The 16,931-nt window shown below is 75.2% G+C and carries 15 protein-coding genes; 4 read left to right on the top strand and 11 right to left on the bottom strand.

Going from position 1 to position 16,931, the window contains the following annotated elements:
• Positions 1 to 6: 6 nt before the first annotated feature.
• The 4 genes from KPF47_RS02790 to KPF47_RS02775 form a co-directional block, all read right to left on the bottom strand.
• The gene (locus KPF47_RS02790; protein ID WP_224386596.1) at positions 7 to 1,365 is read right to left on the bottom strand and encodes an MFS transporter; all 1,359 of its coding nucleotides are present in this window, start codon (positions 1,363 to 1,365) and stop codon (positions 7 to 9) included.
• Positions 1,366 to 1,427: 62 nt separating this feature from the next.
• Positions 1,428 to 2,102, bottom strand: a complete 675-nt coding sequence (locus KPF47_RS02785) for an HAD family hydrolase (RefSeq protein WP_224386595.1) — start codon at positions 2,100 to 2,102, stop codon at positions 1,428 to 1,430.
• A 95-nt stretch (positions 2,103 to 2,197) separates the two neighbouring features.
• Positions 2,198 to 2,746, bottom strand: coding sequence for a GNAT family N-acetyltransferase (locus tag KPF47_RS02780; RefSeq protein ID WP_224386594.1), 549 nt, complete (start codon positions 2,744 to 2,746; stop codon positions 2,198 to 2,200).
• Positions 2,747 to 2,783: 37 nt separating this feature from the next.
• Positions 2,784 to 4,487: an L-lactate permease gene (locus KPF47_RS02775; RefSeq protein ID WP_224386593.1), complete on the bottom strand. Its 1,704-nt coding sequence runs from the start codon at positions 4,485 to 4,487 to the stop codon at positions 2,784 to 2,786.
• 177 nt (positions 4,488 to 4,664) lie between these two features.
• On the opposite strand from KPF47_RS02775, the gene KPF47_RS02770 reads away from it, so the two are divergent.
• Positions 4,665 to 5,879 (top strand): cytochrome P450, encoded by a 1,215-nt coding sequence (locus KPF47_RS02770; RefSeq protein WP_224386592.1) that lies wholly within the window; start codon positions 4,665 to 4,667, stop codon positions 5,877 to 5,879.
• 22 nt (positions 5,880 to 5,901) lie between these two features.
• Complete coding sequence (locus tag KPF47_RS02765) at positions 5,902 to 6,522, top strand: TetR/AcrR family transcriptional regulator (protein WP_224386591.1); 621 nt, start codon at positions 5,902 to 5,904, stop codon at positions 6,520 to 6,522.
• 324 nt (positions 6,523 to 6,846) lie between these two features.
• Here the strand turns inward: KPF47_RS02765 and KPF47_RS02760 are convergent, their stop codons facing one another.
• Positions 6,847 to 7,902 carry an ABC transporter substrate-binding protein gene (locus KPF47_RS02760; RefSeq protein WP_224386590.1) on the bottom strand — a complete coding sequence of 352 codons (1,056 nt, stop codon included), beginning with the start codon at positions 7,900 to 7,902 and terminating at the stop codon, positions 6,847 to 6,849.
• A gap of 82 nt (positions 7,903 to 7,984) precedes the next feature.
• Positions 7,985 to 9,850 (bottom strand): molecular chaperone HtpG, encoded by a 1,866-nt coding sequence (htpG, locus tag KPF47_RS02755; RefSeq protein ID WP_308015302.1) that lies wholly within the window; start codon positions 9,848 to 9,850, stop codon positions 7,985 to 7,987.
• Positions 9,851 to 10,549: 699 nt separating this feature from the next.
• Here htpG and secD point away from each other — a divergent pair.
• On the top strand, positions 10,550 to 12,856 hold the full coding sequence (gene secD / locus KPF47_RS02750; RefSeq protein WP_224386588.1) for a protein translocase subunit SecD: 2,307 nt from the start codon (positions 10,550 to 10,552) through the stop codon (positions 12,854 to 12,856).
• Positions 12,857 to 12,867: 11 nt separating this feature from the next.
• Here secD and KPF47_RS02745 read toward each other — a convergent pair whose 3' ends face one another.
• The 3 genes from KPF47_RS02745 to KPF47_RS02735 all read right to left on the bottom strand — a co-directional run bounded on the left by KPF47_RS02745 (position 12,868) and on the right by KPF47_RS02735 (position 14,888).
• Positions 12,868 to 13,344, bottom strand: coding sequence for a hypothetical protein (locus tag KPF47_RS02745; RefSeq protein ID WP_374108778.1), 477 nt, complete (start codon positions 13,342 to 13,344; stop codon positions 12,868 to 12,870).
• Positions 13,345 to 13,409: 65 nt separating this feature from the next.
• Entirely contained in the window at positions 13,410 to 13,919 is a 510-nt protein-coding gene (locus tag KPF47_RS02740; RefSeq protein ID WP_224386587.1) for a hypothetical protein, read from the bottom strand.
• Between the two features lie 51 nt (positions 13,920 to 13,970).
• On the bottom strand, positions 13,971 to 14,888 hold the full coding sequence (locus KPF47_RS02735) for a LysR family transcriptional regulator (RefSeq protein ID WP_224386586.1): 918 nt from the start codon (positions 14,886 to 14,888) through the stop codon (positions 13,971 to 13,973).
• 99 nt (positions 14,889 to 14,987) lie between these two features.
• Between KPF47_RS02735 and KPF47_RS02730 the strand changes: the two genes are divergently transcribed.
• Complete coding sequence (locus KPF47_RS02730) at positions 14,988 to 15,401, top strand: VOC family protein (RefSeq protein ID WP_224386585.1); 414 nt, start codon at positions 14,988 to 14,990, stop codon at positions 15,399 to 15,401.
• Positions 15,402 to 15,413: 12 nt separating this feature from the next.
• On the opposite strand, the gene KPF47_RS02725 is transcribed toward KPF47_RS02730, so the two are convergent.
• Together KPF47_RS02725 and KPF47_RS02720 are read right to left on the bottom strand one after the other, a co-directional pair.
• On the bottom strand, positions 15,414 to 16,118 hold the full coding sequence (locus KPF47_RS02725; protein ID WP_224386584.1) for a hypothetical protein: 705 nt from the start codon (positions 16,116 to 16,118) through the stop codon (positions 15,414 to 15,416).
• A 118-nt stretch (positions 16,119 to 16,236) separates the two neighbouring features.
• Complete coding sequence (locus KPF47_RS02720; RefSeq protein WP_224386583.1) at positions 16,237 to 16,830, bottom strand: DinB family protein; 594 nt, start codon at positions 16,828 to 16,830, stop codon at positions 16,237 to 16,239.
• Positions 16,831 to 16,931: the final 101 nt, after the last annotated feature.

The raw sequence follows: 16,931 nt of genomic DNA, 5'->3' as shown, positions 1-16,931 counted from the left end.
CCGTCCTCACCCCTGCCGAGCCGGTACCGGGGTGCGGGCGGCCGAGCGGGCGCAGGCCAGCGCCACGAGCGCCCCGAGCAGGGTGAACCCGGTCGCGACCAGGACGGCGACGTGCCAGCCCGCCAGCAGCACCGGGACCGGTTCGTCGCCCGCCGGCGAGGTCAGCACCGAGGTCACCGTGACGCCGACGGCGGCCCCCAGGTAGCGGCTGGTGTTGTTGATGCCGCTGCCGGTCCCCGCCCGGTCCGGCGGCACCGAGGCGACCGCCTCCCGGCCGAGCGTCGCGTTCACGACCCCGGTGCCGACACCGACGACGACCAGCGCGGCCAGGACCGCCCCGTTCCCGGAGCCGGTCGCGAGCAGCCCGAGCTGCCCGGCCGTCATCACCAGGAGCCCGACACCGAGCCGGACCCCGCCCGTGACGCGTTCGCTGATCCGGCGGGTCAGCAGCGCGGTCACGATGCTGGTGCCCGACCAGCCGAGCAGCAGCAGCGCCGCCGTCGCGGGCGCGGTGCCGTGGACCGGGGCGAGCAGCGCGGGCAGGTAGGAGCTGAGCGAGATGATGCCGAGCCCGGTGACCAGGCTCGCGACGGTCGCCGCGACGAGCCCGGGGTGGCGGAACAGCTCGGGCCCCGCCATCGGGTGCGCCACGGTGAACTGGACGACCACGAACCCCGCGAGCAGCACCGCGCCGGCGACCAGCAGCACGACGGTCGCGGTGGTGACCGGCAGCCGCCGCGCCTGGGTGAGACCGGCGAGCAGCACCGCCAGCCCGGCGGCGAGCAGCACCATCCCCGCGACGTCGACCGGGCGCGGACGCCCGGCGGTGGACTCCGTGAGCAGCGTCGCGCCGGCGACGGCGAGCACCAGCCCGGCCACCGCGACGGCGAGGTAGAGCACCCGCCACGGCAGCAGGCCCGCGAGCAGCGGGCCGGCCGCGATCCCGGCGGCCAGCGCCGCGCCCCACAGCCCCGTGGCGGCCGAGCGGCGCGGGCCCGGCGGCAGCGCGTGCCCGATCAGGGCGAGACTGCACGCGACGACGGCGGCCGCGCCGACACCCTGCCCGATCCGGCCGGCGACGAACCCGGCGGTGCCGGTGGCGAACGCCCCGCCCGCCGAGGCCAGCGCCAGCACGACCGCGCCGGTGGTGAACACCGCGCGTCTGCCCAGCCGGTCGGCGAGGGTCCCGGCGGTCAGCAGCACCGCGGTGAGCCCGAGGCTCATCGAGCTGAGGATCCAGGACCGGCCCGACGGCGAGGAGCCCAGGTCGGCCGCGATCGGGGCCAGGGTGGCCAGTGGCGCGGTGTAGCTGACCAGGGCCAGTGCCGTACCGAGCGACGCCACCGCCACCGTGCGTCGGGCCATGCCGCCACCCCCGTCCCCGCCACGACCGCCCAAGATCGGGACGGACGTTACGCCGCCCCGGCTCAGCTGGGGAGCCCGAGCAGCGCGGGCAGGTCGGCGACGGAGTCGATGACGGCGTCGGCGCCGGCCGCACGCAGCCGCAGCTCCCCGTGCGCCCCGCCCCGTACGCCGACGGCGAGCCCGGCACCCGCCCGGACGGCGGCATCGATGTCGGCGGTGGCGTCACCGGCCACCGCGACCTGGGCGGGCTCGGTCCCGGCGCGACGGGCGGCGACGTGCAGCAGGTCCGGCTCCGGCAGGCCGCGGCCGTCGACGTCGGCCGGTGACAGGACCATGTCCGCCCGCTCGGCGAAGTCCAGCGCCACCGCCAGCCGGTCCCGCAGCTCGGGGTCGAAACCACAGGTCAGGGCAATGGTGAGACCGGCGTCGCGCAGCGCGTCGAGGGTCCGGGCGGCGCCGGGCACGGGCCGGACCCGGCCCGCGTCGAGCGCGGCGTGCAGGTGCTCGACGAACGCGGTGTGCGCCCGGCGGGCGCGGTACATGTCGCCGTCGAGCAGCTCACCGAGCACCGCCATCACCGGGCGGTCCATCGTCGCGCGGGCCTGCCGGTCGAGGGCGGGGTAGCCGGGACCGTCGATCCGGACCCCGGCGGCGCGCAGACCGGCCCGCAGACCGGCGAGCACCAGCCCGTCGTCGGCCATCGTCGTACCCGCCAGGTCGAGCACCGCCAGCTGCACGGGTGAACTCCACCGGCGCCGGATGACGATCACCCGACTCCCGGTCGACGTCCGGGTGAACCGGCCGCGTCACTCCGGGGACGGTCGGCCGGGCGTCACCACAGCTCGCCGTCGCGCCAGTCGCAGACCAGGGCACGAGCCGGGTCGAGCGGCGCATCGACGGGAAGGACGTGCACGGCACCGCGCTCGGCCGGGGTGTCGACGACACCGTCCGGGGTGAGCGCGGCGAGCGGGCCGGACCAGGGTTCCCAGCCGTGCCTGCGGTAGAGCCGGGCGGCGCGGGCGCCGGCGCCGAGCGCCCCGAGCCGGTAGCCGCCGCGCACGATCCGGCCGACCTCGGTCATCAGCAGTCCGCCGAGCCCGGCGCCCTGGCGGCCCGGCCGCACCGCGACCGCCTCGACGTAGCCGGTACGCAGTGCGACGCCGTCGTGCAGCAGCCGACGCCCCACGACGGCCGCGTGCCCGACCGGGTCGTGACGGGGGCCGGCGAGCACGTGCACCCCGCCGAGCGCGTGGTCGAACGCCGCGTCGTCGAACCCGCCGGCGCCCTCGGCCCCGGCGGGGAACGCGGCGTCGAGCAGGGCACGCAGGGCCCGGAGCCCCTCGCACCCGAGATCGGCGGTGGGCAGGACGGTCAGACGCACCCGGGAGATCCTTCCCCCCGGTTCCCGGCGGCGCGCGTCAGAAGGTCGGGAGCATCCATCCGAGCACCGGGGTCGACTGCAGGAACACCAGCACGCACAGCACGACCAGCAGCCCGACGCTCCACAGGATGGTCCGCCGGAACAGCTCGGACTCCCGGCCCGCGATGCCCACGGCCGTCGCGGCGATGGTCAGGTTCTGCGGACTGATCATCTTCCCGACGACGCCGCCGGAGGTGTTCGCCGCGACCATCAGGTGCGGGTCCAGGCCCGCCTGCTCGGCCGCGGTCTGCTGCAGCGTCGCGAACAGGGCGTTGGCCGAGGTGTCCGAGCCGGTGACCGCGGTGCCGAGCCAGCCGAGGATCGGCGAGAGGAACGCGAACGCCGCGCCGGTCCCGGCGATCCAGGTGCCGATGGAGATCGTCTGCCCGGACAGGTTCATCACGTAGGCCAGCGCGAGGACGGTGGCCACGGTCAGGAAGGCGAACCGCAGCTTGTACGCGGTGGCGGCGAACTCCCGGACCGCCGTCGCGGGCGTGAGCCGGTACATCACCGCGACACCGATGCCGCAGATCAGCAGCAGCGAGCCGGGCGAGGACAGCCACTGGAAGCTGTAGGTCGTGGTCGACACCGGGTCCCCGGACGCGCCGAGGACCTGCCCGTCGAGGCCGGGCCAGCCGATCTTGAGGTCGGTCCCGGCGAGGAACGAGGACACCGGGCCGACCAGCTTCGCCACCGAGAAGACCACGATGATCAGCAGGTAGGGCGCGAACGCCATGAACAGCCGGCCGACCGACAGCGCCTGCGAGCGCTCGGCGAGGGTGCGCTGCTCGGTCGCGACCGACCCGGAGCCGTCGCCGCCCGGGTCCTCGGCGGGGGCGTCGGCGGTGCGCTCGATGCGCAGCGTCTCCATCGCCTCGGCGCCACCGCGGGGCTGCCAGAAGCGGAGCAGGACCACGCCGGCGGCCAGCCCGGCCAGCGAGGCGACGATGTCGGTGAGCTCGACCGAGAGGTAGGTGGCCGCCAGCCACTGCGCGACGGCGAAGGCGAGCCCGATGACCAGCGCGACCGGCCAGACCTGACGCACCCCGCGCTTCCCGTCGACCAGCAGGACCAGCAGGGTCGGGACGATGAACGCGAGCACCGGGGTCTGGTGACCGACGACGGCGCCGATCTCGTTGTACGGGATCCCGGTCAGGGTGCCCGCGGTGATGATCGGGGTGCCGACCGCGCCGAACGCGACCAGCGCGGTGTTGGCCAGCAGGACGACGACCGCGGCCCGGACCGGGGAGAACCCGAGCGCCATCAGCATGACGCCGGTGATCGCCACCGGGGCGCCGAACCCGGCCAGCGCCTCGAGCAGGCCGCCGAAGCAGAACGCGATGATGATCGCCTGCACCCGGGGGTCGTCGGAGATCAGACCGAACGCGGCGCGCAGGTCCTCGAAGCGGCCGGCGGCCACGGTGAGCTGGTAGAGCCAGATCGCGGTGAAGACGATCCACATGATCGGGAACAGCCCGAACACCGCGCCCTCGGTGGCCGAGAGCAGGGCCAGGTGCACCGGCATCCCGAACCCCGCCACCGCGACCACGACCACGACCGCGACACCGAGTGCGGCCAGCCCGGCCCAGTGCGCCTTCCAGCGCAGCGCACCCAGCGTCACGAAGATCGCCACCAACGGGAGCAGGGCCACGAGGGCGGAGAGCCAGAGGCTGCCGAGCGGTTCAGGATCTTGCTGGAACACGGAAGGGCTCCCGGGAGTGGTCGTCGCCGATGACGGTCGCAGCCTGTCACGGCTCGCCCGATCTCACCGCTCCGAGGGGCATCCCGGGCGTTCCGGACAGGACGCACGAAACGAGAGCGCACTGTCGTTTTCCCGGCTATCGTGGGTGCCGACGCGCCCGCGACCCGGAGGCCCACCATGACCGACACCGCCACGGACTTCACGCTCCCGCTGCACATGCGGCGCGACCGGTTCCTGCCCGACGCCGAGCTGGAGCGCATCCGCGACTCGGGTGAGATCGCCCGGGTGCGCACCGCCTTCGGCGCCGACGCCTACCTCGTGACCCGCTACGACGACGTGCGTCAGGTGCTCGGCGACGCCGCGACCTACTCCAACGCCGCGAGCGCGAACCTCACCCGCCCGGACGCCCCGCCGCTGTCGGAGCGTGAGCAGGAGCAGATGCGGGCCGGGCAGCTGCTGCTGCAGGACCCACCGGAGCACACCCGGCTGCGCCGCTTCCTCACCCGGGAGTTCACCCAGCGCCGGATGGCCCGCCTGGAGCCGCGGATCACCGAGATCGTGGACACCCACCTCGACGCGCTGGAGGCCGCCGGGCCGGGCTCCGACCTGGTGTCGCTGTTCGCCCTGCCGGTGCCCTCGATGGTCATCTGCGAGCTGCTCGGGGTGCCCTACACCGACCGGGACGAGTTCACCGCACGCTCGACCCGCCTGCTCGACGTGTCGCTGCCGATCCAGGAGCGGCTCGCCGTCGGCCGGGAGAACCGGGCCTACATGGCGCGCCTCGTCGACGCCGCCCTGACCGACCCGGGCGAGGACATCCTCGGCATGCTGATCCGCGAGCACGGCGAGGAGATCAGCCACGACGAGCTGGTCGGGATCGCGTCGCTGCTGCTCGTCGCCGGGCACGAGACCACCTCGAACATGCTGTCGCTGGGCACCCTGGCGCTGCTGGAGGACCCGGAACAGGCCGCGCTGCTGCGCAACGACCCGGACCGGGCCCGTCCGGCGGTGGAGGAGCTGCTGCGGTGGCTGTCCATCGTGCACACCGGGGTGGTCAGGGTGACGACGACCGACACCGTGCTGCGCGACACCCCGATCCCGGCGCAGTCGCTGGTGATGTGCTCGCTGCCCACGGCCAACCGCGACCCGGCGGCCGGGTTCGACGACCCCGCCCGGCTCGACCTGGCCCGGGGCGCCGCCGGCCACGTCGCGTTCGGGCACGGCGTCCACCACTGCCTCGGCGCCCCGCTGGCCCGGATGGAGATGGCGACGGCGTTCCCCGCGCTGCTCCGCCGCTTCCCCACCCTCGCCCCGGCGGGACCGGTCCCGCACGCGGCGTTCCGGGCCTACCACTTCGTCTACGGCATGCACACGCTGCCGGTGACGTGGTGAGGGCGGGCGATACCGTGCAGTGATGACCGCCTCCTCGCTCGACGGCTCCCCCGCAGGCCGGCCGCTGCGCGCGGACGCCGCCCGCAACCACCGCAGGATCGTCGAGACGGCGGCCGCGGCGTTCGAGTCCGACGGACCGGACGTCCCGCTGGAGGAGATCGCCCGCCGGGCCGGGGTGGGTGTCGCCACGCTGTACCGCCGGTTCCGGACCCGGGACGTGCTGGTGCGGGCGGTGCTGGACCAGGTGTTCGTCGCCGAGATCGAGCCGACCGCCGCCGCCGGGGACGGCGACCCGTGGGCCGACCTGGCGGGGTCGCTGGGCCGGGCGGTGGAGGCGATCGCCGGTCGGCGGACGATCCTGCAGCTGGCCCGGGAGGCCGGGGCGTTCGACGTGGAGGCCGCCGACCGCTACGGACGCACCCTGGCCCGGCTGCTGGACCGGGCGCGCGAGGCGGGTGCGGTCCGCCCGGAGCTCACCCCCCGGGACCTGGCGGCGGTGCTGGTGATGGCGCTCGCCGTCGCCGAGGGCTCGGACGCGGCGGCGACGGCGTCGGGCGAGGAGCGTGCCCGCTACCTGGCGCTGCTGCTCGACGGGTTGCGCCCCGGGAACCCGGCGCTGCCTCCGGGGTGCGAGGACCCGTAGCAACGATCGGGGCACGATTGCTGCCCCCGGCAGCGCGGAGCAGCTACGGTTCTGGCCGTCCGCTCGGCAACGGCGCCGGGCGGATCCGCACTCTCCCCGCGCCGGGACGCCACGACGGCCGGGAGTGACACCGATGCCGCCCGCACACCCCTCGTCCGGCGCGGCAGGGCCGCGGACCGTGGTCCGGCGTGACAGCCGTCGCGCACCGTCGTCCGACGGCCGGCGTCACGACGCCGCGGGCCGGCGGCCGGCGTGGCAGTGCCGCGCGCCGTCGTCCGCGCCGAGCATGATCGCGCCGCCCGCACCGACGGGGCCGACCGGCGCTCAGCCGCCGAACCGGTCCGGGTGCAGGCGCCGGGCGAGCGCGGCGACCGCGTCGGCGTTGCGGATGCCGGGGCTGACCTCGGCGAAGGTCGTGGTGAACACCCGTCCGTCGCGGATCGCGGGGACCGTGGCCAGGGCCGGGTCGTTCCGCAGCCGCTCGGCCAGCGGTTCCGCACCCTCCGGGCCGACGTCGCGCCCGCAGCAGGCCGGGATCACGATCACGTCCGGACGGGCCGCGACGACGCCCTCCAGCGACACGGTGCGCTGCCGGCCGGCGACGGTGTCGAACGCCTGCCGCCCGCCCGCCGCCTCGATGATCGTCGTCGCGACGTCGCCCGTGCCGAAGACGCGCAGCTCGCCGGTGCTGCCCGGTGAGTTGAGCATCGCCACCCGCGGGCGCCCGGTGACGCCGTCGAGCCGGCGGGCGACCTCGTCGAGGGTGGCGCGCATGCCGTCGACGACCCGGGCGGCGCGGTCCGGCGCACCGAGCAGCCGGCCGAGGTCGGTGAGGTCGCGCTCGACCGCGGCGAAGGACACGTCGGTGGCGCGGATGCTCTGCTGGTTCCCGCCGTCGACGTCCGGGCAGTAGGCACTGAACAGGAAGGTCCGCGCGCCGGCGGCCCCCAGCTCGGCGCGGGTGCCGAGGCCCTCCCGGGTGAACGCGCCCGTGAAGCCGGAGACGACCAGGTCCGGGGCGACCCGCAGCACCTCCTCGCGCGAGGGGTACTCCTCGGGCCAGTAGTTCTCCGGCCGGAAGTCGGCGTCGAGCTGCGCCGGGATCGGGTTGTCCAGGTAGGCGGCGCCGACGAGCCGGTCCCCCGCCCCGAGCGCGAGGACCGCCTCGATGCCGTTCTGGAACATCGCGACGACCCGCTCCGGGCGCTGCACCGGGACGTCGACGCCGCAGTTCGCGACCGCTCCCGCGGCCGGGACCGCGCCGCCGTCACCGTCCCCGCCGTCCCGGGCGGAGGACGTGCCCGGGTCACCCGTGCCGCACCCCGCGAGGAGCACCAGCCCGGCGAGCAGCGGCGCCCAGCGGCGCGGGTTCCCGATCACCACGACAGCATAGCCACGACACCTGAGCAGTTCTTCAGGTGTCGTGGCCATCAGTGCGGCACGGTCCCCCACGCCGCCCGGCTCAGAGCGAGTGCTGCAGGCGCTCCGCGAGCAGCCCCACGAACCGCGACGGGTCGGCGAGCTCGCCACCCTCGGCCAGCAGCGCCATGCCGTGCAGCAGCTCGACCGTGCCGCTCTCGTCCTTCCCGGCGGCCCGCGCGTCGCGCAGTCCGGTGACCAGGGGGTGCGACGGGTTCAGCTCGAGGATCCGCTTCACCTTCGGCGGCTCCTGCCCCATCGCCCGGTACATCTTCTCCAGGGTCGGGGTCATGTCGAACTCGTCGCCGACGAGGACGGCCGGCGAGGTGGTCAGCCGGGTGGAGAGCCGGACCTCCTTGACGTCCTCGGTGAGCACCTCGCCCATCCAGGTGCAGAGGTCGGCGAACTCGGTCTGCTTCGCCGCCGCCTCCTCCTTCTCCTCCTCGGTCTGCAGGTCGACCTGCCCCTTGGCGATGGAGCGCAGCGGGGTGCCGTCGAAGCCGTCGACGGCGTCGACCCACACCTCGTCGACCGGGTCGGTCAGCAGCAGGACCTCGTAGCCCTTGTCCCGGAAGGCCTCCATGTGCGGCGAGGCCTCGATCGCGGTCCGCGAGTCCCCGGTCATGTAGTAGATCGCGTCCTGGCCCTCGTGCATCCGCTCCTTGTAGGCCGCGAGCGAGGTCGGCGCGTCGGCGTCGTGGGTGGTCGCGAACGCCGAGGCCCCGAGGATGGTGTCGCGGTTGTCGGCGTCGGAGAGCAGCCCCTCCTTCAGCGCGCGGCCGCACTGCTCCCAGAAGGTGGCGTACTTCTCCGGCTCGGTGTCGCGCAGCGCGCCGATCACCGACAGCACCTTCTTCACCAGGCGCCTGCGGATCGCGGAGATCTGGCGGTCCTGCTGCAGGATCTCCCGCGACACGTTCAGCGACAGGTCCGCGGCGTCGACGACACCCTTGACGAACCGCAGGTACTCGGGGACGAGCGCCTCGCAGTCGTCCATGATGAACACGCGCCGGACGTAGAGCTGGACACCGCGGCGGGCCTCGCGCATGTAGAGGTCCATCGGTGCGACCTTCGGCAGGAACAGCAGCGCCTGGTACTCGAAGGTGCCCTCGGCGGCGAGCCGGATCGTCTCCAGCGGCTCCTGCCAGTCGTGGCTGACGTGCCGGTAGAACTCGGCGTATTCCTCGTCGGACACGTCCTTCTGCGGGCGCGCCCACAGCGCCTTCATCGAGTTCAGCGTCTCGGGCCCGGACTCGGACCCGGGTTCCTCCACGCCCTGGGCGGGCATGCGGACCGGCCAGGTGATGAAGTCGGAGTAGGTCTTCACGATGCGGCGCAGGACCGAGGGGTCGGCGTAGTCGTGCAGCTGGTCCTCGGCGTCGGAGGCCTTGAGGTGCAGGATGACCGCCGTGCCCTGCGGCGCGTCGGCGACCGGCTCGATCGTGTAGGTGCCCTCCCCGGTCGAGGTCCACCGCACGCCCTCGCCCGCGCCGGCCTTGCACGTGACCAGCTCGACGCGGTCGGCCACCATGAACGAGGAGTAGAAGCCGACGCCGAACTGCCCGATCAGCTCCTGGCGGGCGTCGTCACCGGCCTCCCTGAGCTTCGCGAGGAGCTCCGCGGTGCCCGACCGCGCGATCGTGCCGATCAGGTCGACGACCTCGTCGCGGGTCATGCCGATGCCGTTGTCGCGGACGGTGAGGGTGCGGCCCTCGGCGTCCGGCACGAGCTCGACGTGGAGGTCCTCGGTGTCGGCACCCAGGTCCTTGTCCTGGTAGGCCGCGAGGCGGAGCTTGTCCAGCGCGTCCGAGGCGTTGGAGATCAGCTCGCGCAGGAAGACGTCCTTGTTCGAGTAGATCGAGTGGATCATCAACCGCAGCAGCTGACGGGCCTCGGCCTGGAACTCGATCGTCTCGCCGCCGGTCGTGCCGCCACCGGTCTCCGCGGAGTCGGTCCTCTGGCTGGTCGACGGATCCGTGCTCACGTGAGTCGTCCTCTCGGGGTCTTCGCCGGGTGGTGCGAGCGCGATTGTGCCGAACCGGGACGGTCGCGCGCCCCCCAGCCCGACCCCTGCGCCGGTGGCGCCGCCGCGGTGACCGGTACCGTCGCCCCCGGAAACCCCCGAACCGGACGGATCACCCTCTCGTGCGCACGACCCGCAGCCCCGCCCGCCGCCTCGTCGCGGTGCTGCTGCTGTCGCTGGTCGCCGCGCTCGCCCCGCTCGCCGGGCCCCTGACCGCCGAGGCCGTGCCGGCCACGGCGGCGGCGTCGGTCGGGCAGGACGTCGCGCCCGCCGAGGCACCCCGGCCCGCGGGGCTCGGCCGCTCGGCCCACGACGGCCCGGTCGCCCCGGACGCGACCGGTCATCCCGGCCCCGCCCTGGACGTGCTGGTCCTCGACGCGGCCGGGACGGCGCACGGCGCGCCCGATGCCGTCGGACCGGATCCCCGCCACCGCCCCGAGCCCCGGGACCGGCGCGGACATCGGGTCGCGAGGACCCCCACGGGCCTGACCGGACGACCCCGCCGGTCCGCCGCGTCCGCCGCCCTCCCGCTCCACCCCGCCGTGCCCCGGTCCCGACCGGGGCGCCCGCCGCCGAGGATCCCCTGTGAAGCCACGCCCCGTTCTCTGGCGGGCGCTGATCGCGCTCGCCGTGCTCGTCCTCTCCTCCGTCGTCGCGCTCACCACCGCCCCCACGCTGGGCCTGGACCTGCGCGGCGGCACCCAGATCGTGCTGGAGACCCGCGACACCCCCGAGGTCGCCGCCGACGGCGAGGCCACCGACCGCGTGCTGGAGGTGCTGCGCGGGCGCATCGACGGGCTCGGCGTGGCCGAGCCCAGCCTGGCCCGGTCCGGCGAGAACCGGATCATCGTCGAACTTCCGGGGCTGACCGACCCCGCCGAGGCGGCCGAGACGCTGGGCCGTACCGCGCAGCTGACCATGCACCCGGTCCTCGGTGTCGGTGACCCGGCCGCCGGGGGCGCACCGGGCACCGACGAGCAGGGCCAGCCGCTGCAACTCGGGCCACCCGCGCTGACCGGCGACATGGTGGGCTCGGCGATGTCCTCGCCCAACCCGCAGGGCGTCGGGCACATCGTGAACATCAACTTCGACGGTGACGGTCCCGCCCGCTGGCAGTCCCTCACCGGTCAGGCCGCGTGCGCGCCGTCCGGCGACCCGCAGCGCCGGGTCGCGATCGTGCTCGACGAGCAGGTCATCTCCTCGCCGCAGGTCGTCGAGAACATCCCGTGCAACGTCGGCATGCTCGGCGGCCAGACCCAGATCACGGGCAACTTCTCCCCCGAGCAGGCCTCCGAGCTGGCCGTGCTGATCGAGGGCGGCGCGCTGCCGCTGCCGGTGGAGATCATCGAGCAGCGGACCGTCGGCCCGACCCTGGGTGCGGACGCGATCTCGGCGAGCGCCTGGGCCGCGATCATCGGATCCGCGCTCGCCGGTGCGTTCCTGATCGTGGTGTACCGGCTGGTCGGGCTGGTCGCCGTCGTCGCGCTCGGCGGGTACGCGCTCGTCGCCTACTCGGTGCAGACCGGGCTCGGCGCGACCCTCACCCTCCCGGGCCTGGCCGCGTTCGTCCTGGCGGTCGGCATGGCCGTGGACGCGAACGTGCTGATCGCCGAACGCTCCCGTGAGGAGTACGCCGCCAAGCCACGCCTGGAACGCGCCTCGGAGATGGGCTACGCGAACTCGCTGTCCGCGGTCGGGGACGTCGCGGTGACCTCGCTGCTGGCCGCGGTGCTGCTGTTCGAGCTCGCCTCCGGTCCGGTCCGGGGCTTCGGCGTCACGCTGGTCATCGGTGTGGTCGTGTCGCTGTTCTCCGCCCTGGTGCTCTCGCGGCTGCTCACCCTCGCCGTGCTCAAGATCCCCGCGGTGAAGCGCAGGCCGAGGATCACCGGTATCACCGAGATCGGCCCGGTCCGGCGCCGCCTCGAGGCGAGCGACCCCGGCTTCCTGCGGCGGCCGGGGCGCTACCTCGCGGTCGCCGGTGTCGTGGTGGTGGTGATGGTGTCCGGCCTGTTCGTGCGCGGCCTGGAGCTCGGCGTCGAGTTCACCGGCGGCCGGCTGGTCGAGTTCACGACGTCGAACCCGGTGAGTGTGGAGCAGGTCCGCGAGGCCGTCGGCACCACCGGGATCGGCGGGCTCACGGTCACCGAGACCGGCGACGGCGCGGTCGCGCTGCGCTCGGGCGACCTCACCGACGCCCAGGTCGGGCAGCTGCGCGAGGTCGTCGGTGGTGCCGGCGGCGGCGCCGAGGTGCTGCGTGACGAGCTCATCGGCCCCAGCCTCGGAGCCGAGCTGGCCCGCGGTGGCATCATCGCGCTGGGTGTCGCGCTCGCCGCGCAGTTCCTGTACCTGGCGTTCCGGTTCCGCTGGACGCTCGGCGCCGGGGCGGTCGCGGCGCTGCTGACGAACGTGCTGGTGGTCGTGGGCGTGTTCGCCTGGACCGGCCGCACCGCCGACGGGGTGTTCCTCGCGGCCCTGCTCACCGTCATCGGCTACTCGGTCAACGACACCGTCGTCGTGTTCGACCGGGTCCGCGAACACTGGGCACGCAACGCGAAGGTGCCGTTCCACAAGGTCGTGGGGTCGGCGGTGCTCTCCACGCTGCCGCGCACGGTGAACACCGGCATCTCGACGCTGACGATCCTGGTCGTGCTGCTGTTCCTCGGCGGGGCGACCCTCGGGGACTTCGCGCTGGCCCTGATCGTCGGGATCGTGGTCGGGACGGTGTCGACGATCGTCGTCGCCGGGCCGGTGTCGATCCTGCTGCAGCAGCGCTGGACCGGGCCCGCGCCGCGGACCTCCGGAGCGAAGCAGCCAGTAGGCAAGTCGGGACGGCGGCACCCGTCGAAGGCCGACCGGGCTCGGCGCCGCGCCGGCGACGGCGCGGTCGTCTGAGTCCGGCCCCCTCACCCGCGGTCCCCGCGGTCGAGGCGTTCGCCGCAGCGGTCGATCCCGGCACGGATCATCGTCCCGTAGCCGTCGTCCGGCAGCGCCCCCACCCGCCCCCGGGCCAGGGTCAGGTGGTGGCGCGCCCGGTCGTCGTCGCCGAGGCGCCGGTGCACGTCGGCCAGGTTCAGGTGCAGCGACGGCAGGAACCCGCCGACGGTCAGCCCCGCGTGGTGGCGCCGGGCGCGCTCGTCGGTCAGCTCGTCCGCGGCGGCCAGCGCGCGCTCGTCCCACACCAGCTCGGCGTGCGGGTCGTCCTGCACGTCGGCGGCGTAGTGCGCCAGCGCGCACCGGTGGAACGGGTCACCGTCGGCGGTCACCTGCTCCCACAGGGCGCCGAACCGGGCGCGGGCCCCGGCCCGGTCACCGGCGCGGCCCGCCTCGACGGCGGCGCCGACGGCGTCCATGACGGGGTCGGTGGCGGCGGGCTGGTCCACGGGGTCCTCCGGGGCTCGGCGGCGGGTCGGGACGGATGCTGCACCCGGGCACCGACAGTTCCGGCTCAGCCGCCGGCCGGCCCCCGCCAGTGCGCCTCGACCGCACGCCACTCCCGGTCCAGGCGTGCCGAGGCCCGCGCCCGGGCCGCCACGCCGGCGCCGGCGTACACCGCCGCCAGCACCGCACCGCCCACGACGAGCACGGACGCGGCGCCCAGGATCCCGGCGGTGCGGATCCCGGTCGGGTGCTCCGGCAGGGCGGGCGCACCGTCCGGGCCGAGCCACAGCCCGACCGTCCGGCCCGGGTCGGCGCGGCCGCGGAGCACCACCGTCGCGGTGTGCGTGCGGCCGTCGGCGTCGGTCCAGCCGACCCGCGCGGGCCCCGGCCCGGTGGTGGCGGCCAGCACGGTCGCCGCCAGCAGGTCACCCCCCGCCGCCGTGCCCAGCTCGCGTTCGGCCGCACTGCCCAGCGCGATCGCGAGCAGCAGGAGCAGCCCGGCGGCGGCCGGCACGACGACCCGTCGCAGACCGGAGAGGGCCCGCTCGACGGGATCGGTCGGGTCGTCGGGGGGCATGGGACGAGGATCGGCCCGCCGGCCTCGGACGACAATGCGGAAGTTCCGGCCTCAGCCTTCGGCCGGGACAGAGGCAGCCCGGACGTGATCGGCGAGCGCGGAGACGGCGGGCCAGCCGGGCGAGCCACGCTCCAGCGCCGCGCCCCGGCACAGCGTCAGCGCCCGGCGCGCCCACGGCTCGTCGAGGGCACACACCTGCAGCCGCCCGGCGCGGGCCGGCACCGCGACCGCACGGCGCGGCACCACGGCGAGCCCGGCGCCCGCCTCGGCGAGAGCCACGACCGTCCCGAGGTCGGCGGCGCGGGTGCGGTGGCGCGGGGCCAGGCCGGCAGCCCGCGCGTGGGCGTCCAGCGAGAGCTGCAGCGGCGCCGACGCGGCCATCCCGACCATCGGGTGCTCGGCGGCGTCGGCGAACCCGATCGTCGTCCGCCCGTCGAGGACGCCGTCCCGGGCGCCCACCACGACCAGCGAGTCGTCGCACAGCGGCTCGGCGGCCAGGCCGTGTGCGGCCGCGACGTCGTCGAGCACGATGCCGAGGTCGGCACCGCCGTCGCGCAGGGTGCGGGCGGTCTCGGCGCTGCGCCGGAGCGTGACGTCGACGTCGGACTCCGGCCGGGCCAGCAGGAACGCCGTCACCGCGCGCGGCACCAGGTCGTGCATCGCCGAGCTCCCCGCGAGCAGCGACAGCGGGGCGCTGACCGGACGGGCGTAGGAGGCGATGGCGCCGTCCAGGCGGGCCGCCCGGTCCAGGACGTCGCGGGCGTGTCGGGCCAGCGCACGCCCGGCCGGGGTGGTGCGCACCCCGCGTCGCTCGCGGGCCAGCAGCTCCACCCCGGCGTGGCGTTCCAGGGCCCGCACCCGCGCGCTCGCCGACGGCAGGCTCAGGTTCGCCCGCGCGGCGCCGCCGGTGATGGACCCCTCGGCGACGACGTGCAGGAACAGCCGCAGATCGGTGAAGTCGTACTGCACCGGCCGAGCCTACGGCTGTGCCGTACGCAGTGCCGTCCCCGGAGCCGCGGCCGTCGATGCGGACCGCGGTTGTCCGCGTCGTGGGCGAGGATCGCCGTCGTGACCCCGACCCTGCAGATCGTCCTCGACGCCACCGACCCGCACGCGCTGGTCCGGTTCTGGGCGGCGGCGCTGCACTACGAGGTGGAGGACCACACCGCCGTCGTCGACGGGCTGCTCGCCGCCGGGCACCTGACGCCCGAGGAGGTCCTCGACGACGGCGACCGCCGCCGCTTCCGGGACGTCGCGGCCGCCCGCGGCGCGGGCCCCCGGCTGTTCGTGCAACGCGTCCCCGAGCCGAGGACGGCCAAGAACCGGATGCACCTGGACCTGCAGGTCGGCGCGGACGCCGCCCCCGCCGAGGTGGAGCGCCTGGTCGCGCTCGGGGCGCAGGTGCTGTGGACGACCGCCGACCGGGGCCCGGTCACGACCACGCTGGGCGACCCCGAGGGCAACGAGTTCTGCGTGAGCTGAGGGCCGGGTGGCTCAGGCGGGCTCGAAGTCGTAGGTCCGCCCGCCGACCTGCATGAGGTCCACCGCGCCGACCAGCCCGCCGTCGCCGCCGCCCTGGTTGAACCCGGCCGCGTACCCGGTCATCTGCGGGTACGCGGCCATGATCTGTTCCAGGGTGTGCTGCTCGCCGCCGTCGCGGCACTCCCGGTAGGCGTCCACCCGGCCGATCTGCCGGGTCAGGCAGAAGGTGCCGGCGCCGACGTCGTAGCGGGTCCAGGTGCCGGCGGGCGCCCGGTCGGGCAGGTAGGTGAGCACGTACAGGTCGCGGGGTTCGAGGGTCCCGCCGTTCACGTCTGCCGCGATCGCGAACGACGGCATCGCGTCCGAGGGGGACGCCGGGTCGCGCAGCGCCCAGTAGCTGGTGTCGGTGAACCGCGACAACGGGCCGGCGACCTCGTCGGTGATGTACTGGGTCTTGTCGCCGTCGGCGGGGGTACCCAGCTCCAGCGCGCCGGTGCCGCCGTTCGGCGGAGCGCCGTGGCGCGCGGTGAACACCCGGCTGCCGGAACCCTCGTCCAGGGTGCCGGCGAACTGGTTGGACGCCGCCGGGGTGACGGTCACCCGCCCCGAGGGGCCGAACGGGCCGATCGCCAGGGCGGGCTGCAGCGAGGCGAGCCCGACCAGGGCCGCGACCGCCAGGGCCGCGGCGACCGCCCCGTTCCGTCGTCGTCGACGCATCCGTCCTCCTCGCGCGGGTCCGTGCTGATCAACGACCGGCCCGGCGCGGGGATACCCCCGCGTCACCGACGGGTGGCGATCCCCGGCTCGGCCCGCACGGCGGCGCGGGCGGCGACGCTCAGACCCGCACGGTGCCCGGCGCGGCCTCGTACGGGGTGAAGAAGTCGTTCGCGGGGGCCCCGGCGAGGGTGAGCACCAGCGCGGGGACGGCCACACCGTCGATCTGCTCACGGATGATGTCGGCGTGCCCCGCGTGCCGGGCGAACTCCTCGACCAGGTGGACCAGGTAGAAGCGGGTGTGGATCGGGCGGGCGTCGTGGATCCCGTGCCACGGCGCGGGCGGCGCCGTGGACTCCGCCCCCGGGTCGGTCCGTGCGACGACGGCGAGCAGCTCGGCCCGCGCGCGGTCGAACTCGGCGAGGGTGCCGGCGACGGTCTCGTCGTCGCCGATCGCGAAGCTGCCGGTGAACCCGGCGACCGCCGCCGCGTCGAGGGGCTGGGTGGTGACCTCGGTGGTCAGCCGGAGCACCGCGCCGCGCATGCAGTAGGCGGCGTGCTTGACCAGGCCACCGACCGACAGTGCGCTGCGGCACGGGGTGGCGCGGGCCTGCTCCTCGGTGAGGCCGTACAGCGCCGAGCGCAGGGCCTCGAGCTGCTGGTCGACGTAGTGCAGCAGGCCGGTGGTCTCGTCGTGGCGGGCGGGTGCGTACATCGGGTCCTCCCGGGGGTGCGGGTGCGTCGGGGACGACTCTCCCGGGGATCGAGGACAGATCCGGTCCGCGGTGGCCGGCAGGTTCGCGACGCCGCGGCCGG

The sequence above is a fragment of the Pseudonocardia sp. ICBG1293 genome, from assembly GCF_020131355.1.
GTDB lineage: Bacteria > Actinomycetota > Actinomycetes > Mycobacteriales > Pseudonocardiaceae > Pseudonocardia.
The sequence above is the reverse complement of the archived record's forward strand: the minus strand, read 5'-3'. Positions and strand labels throughout refer to the sequence as shown.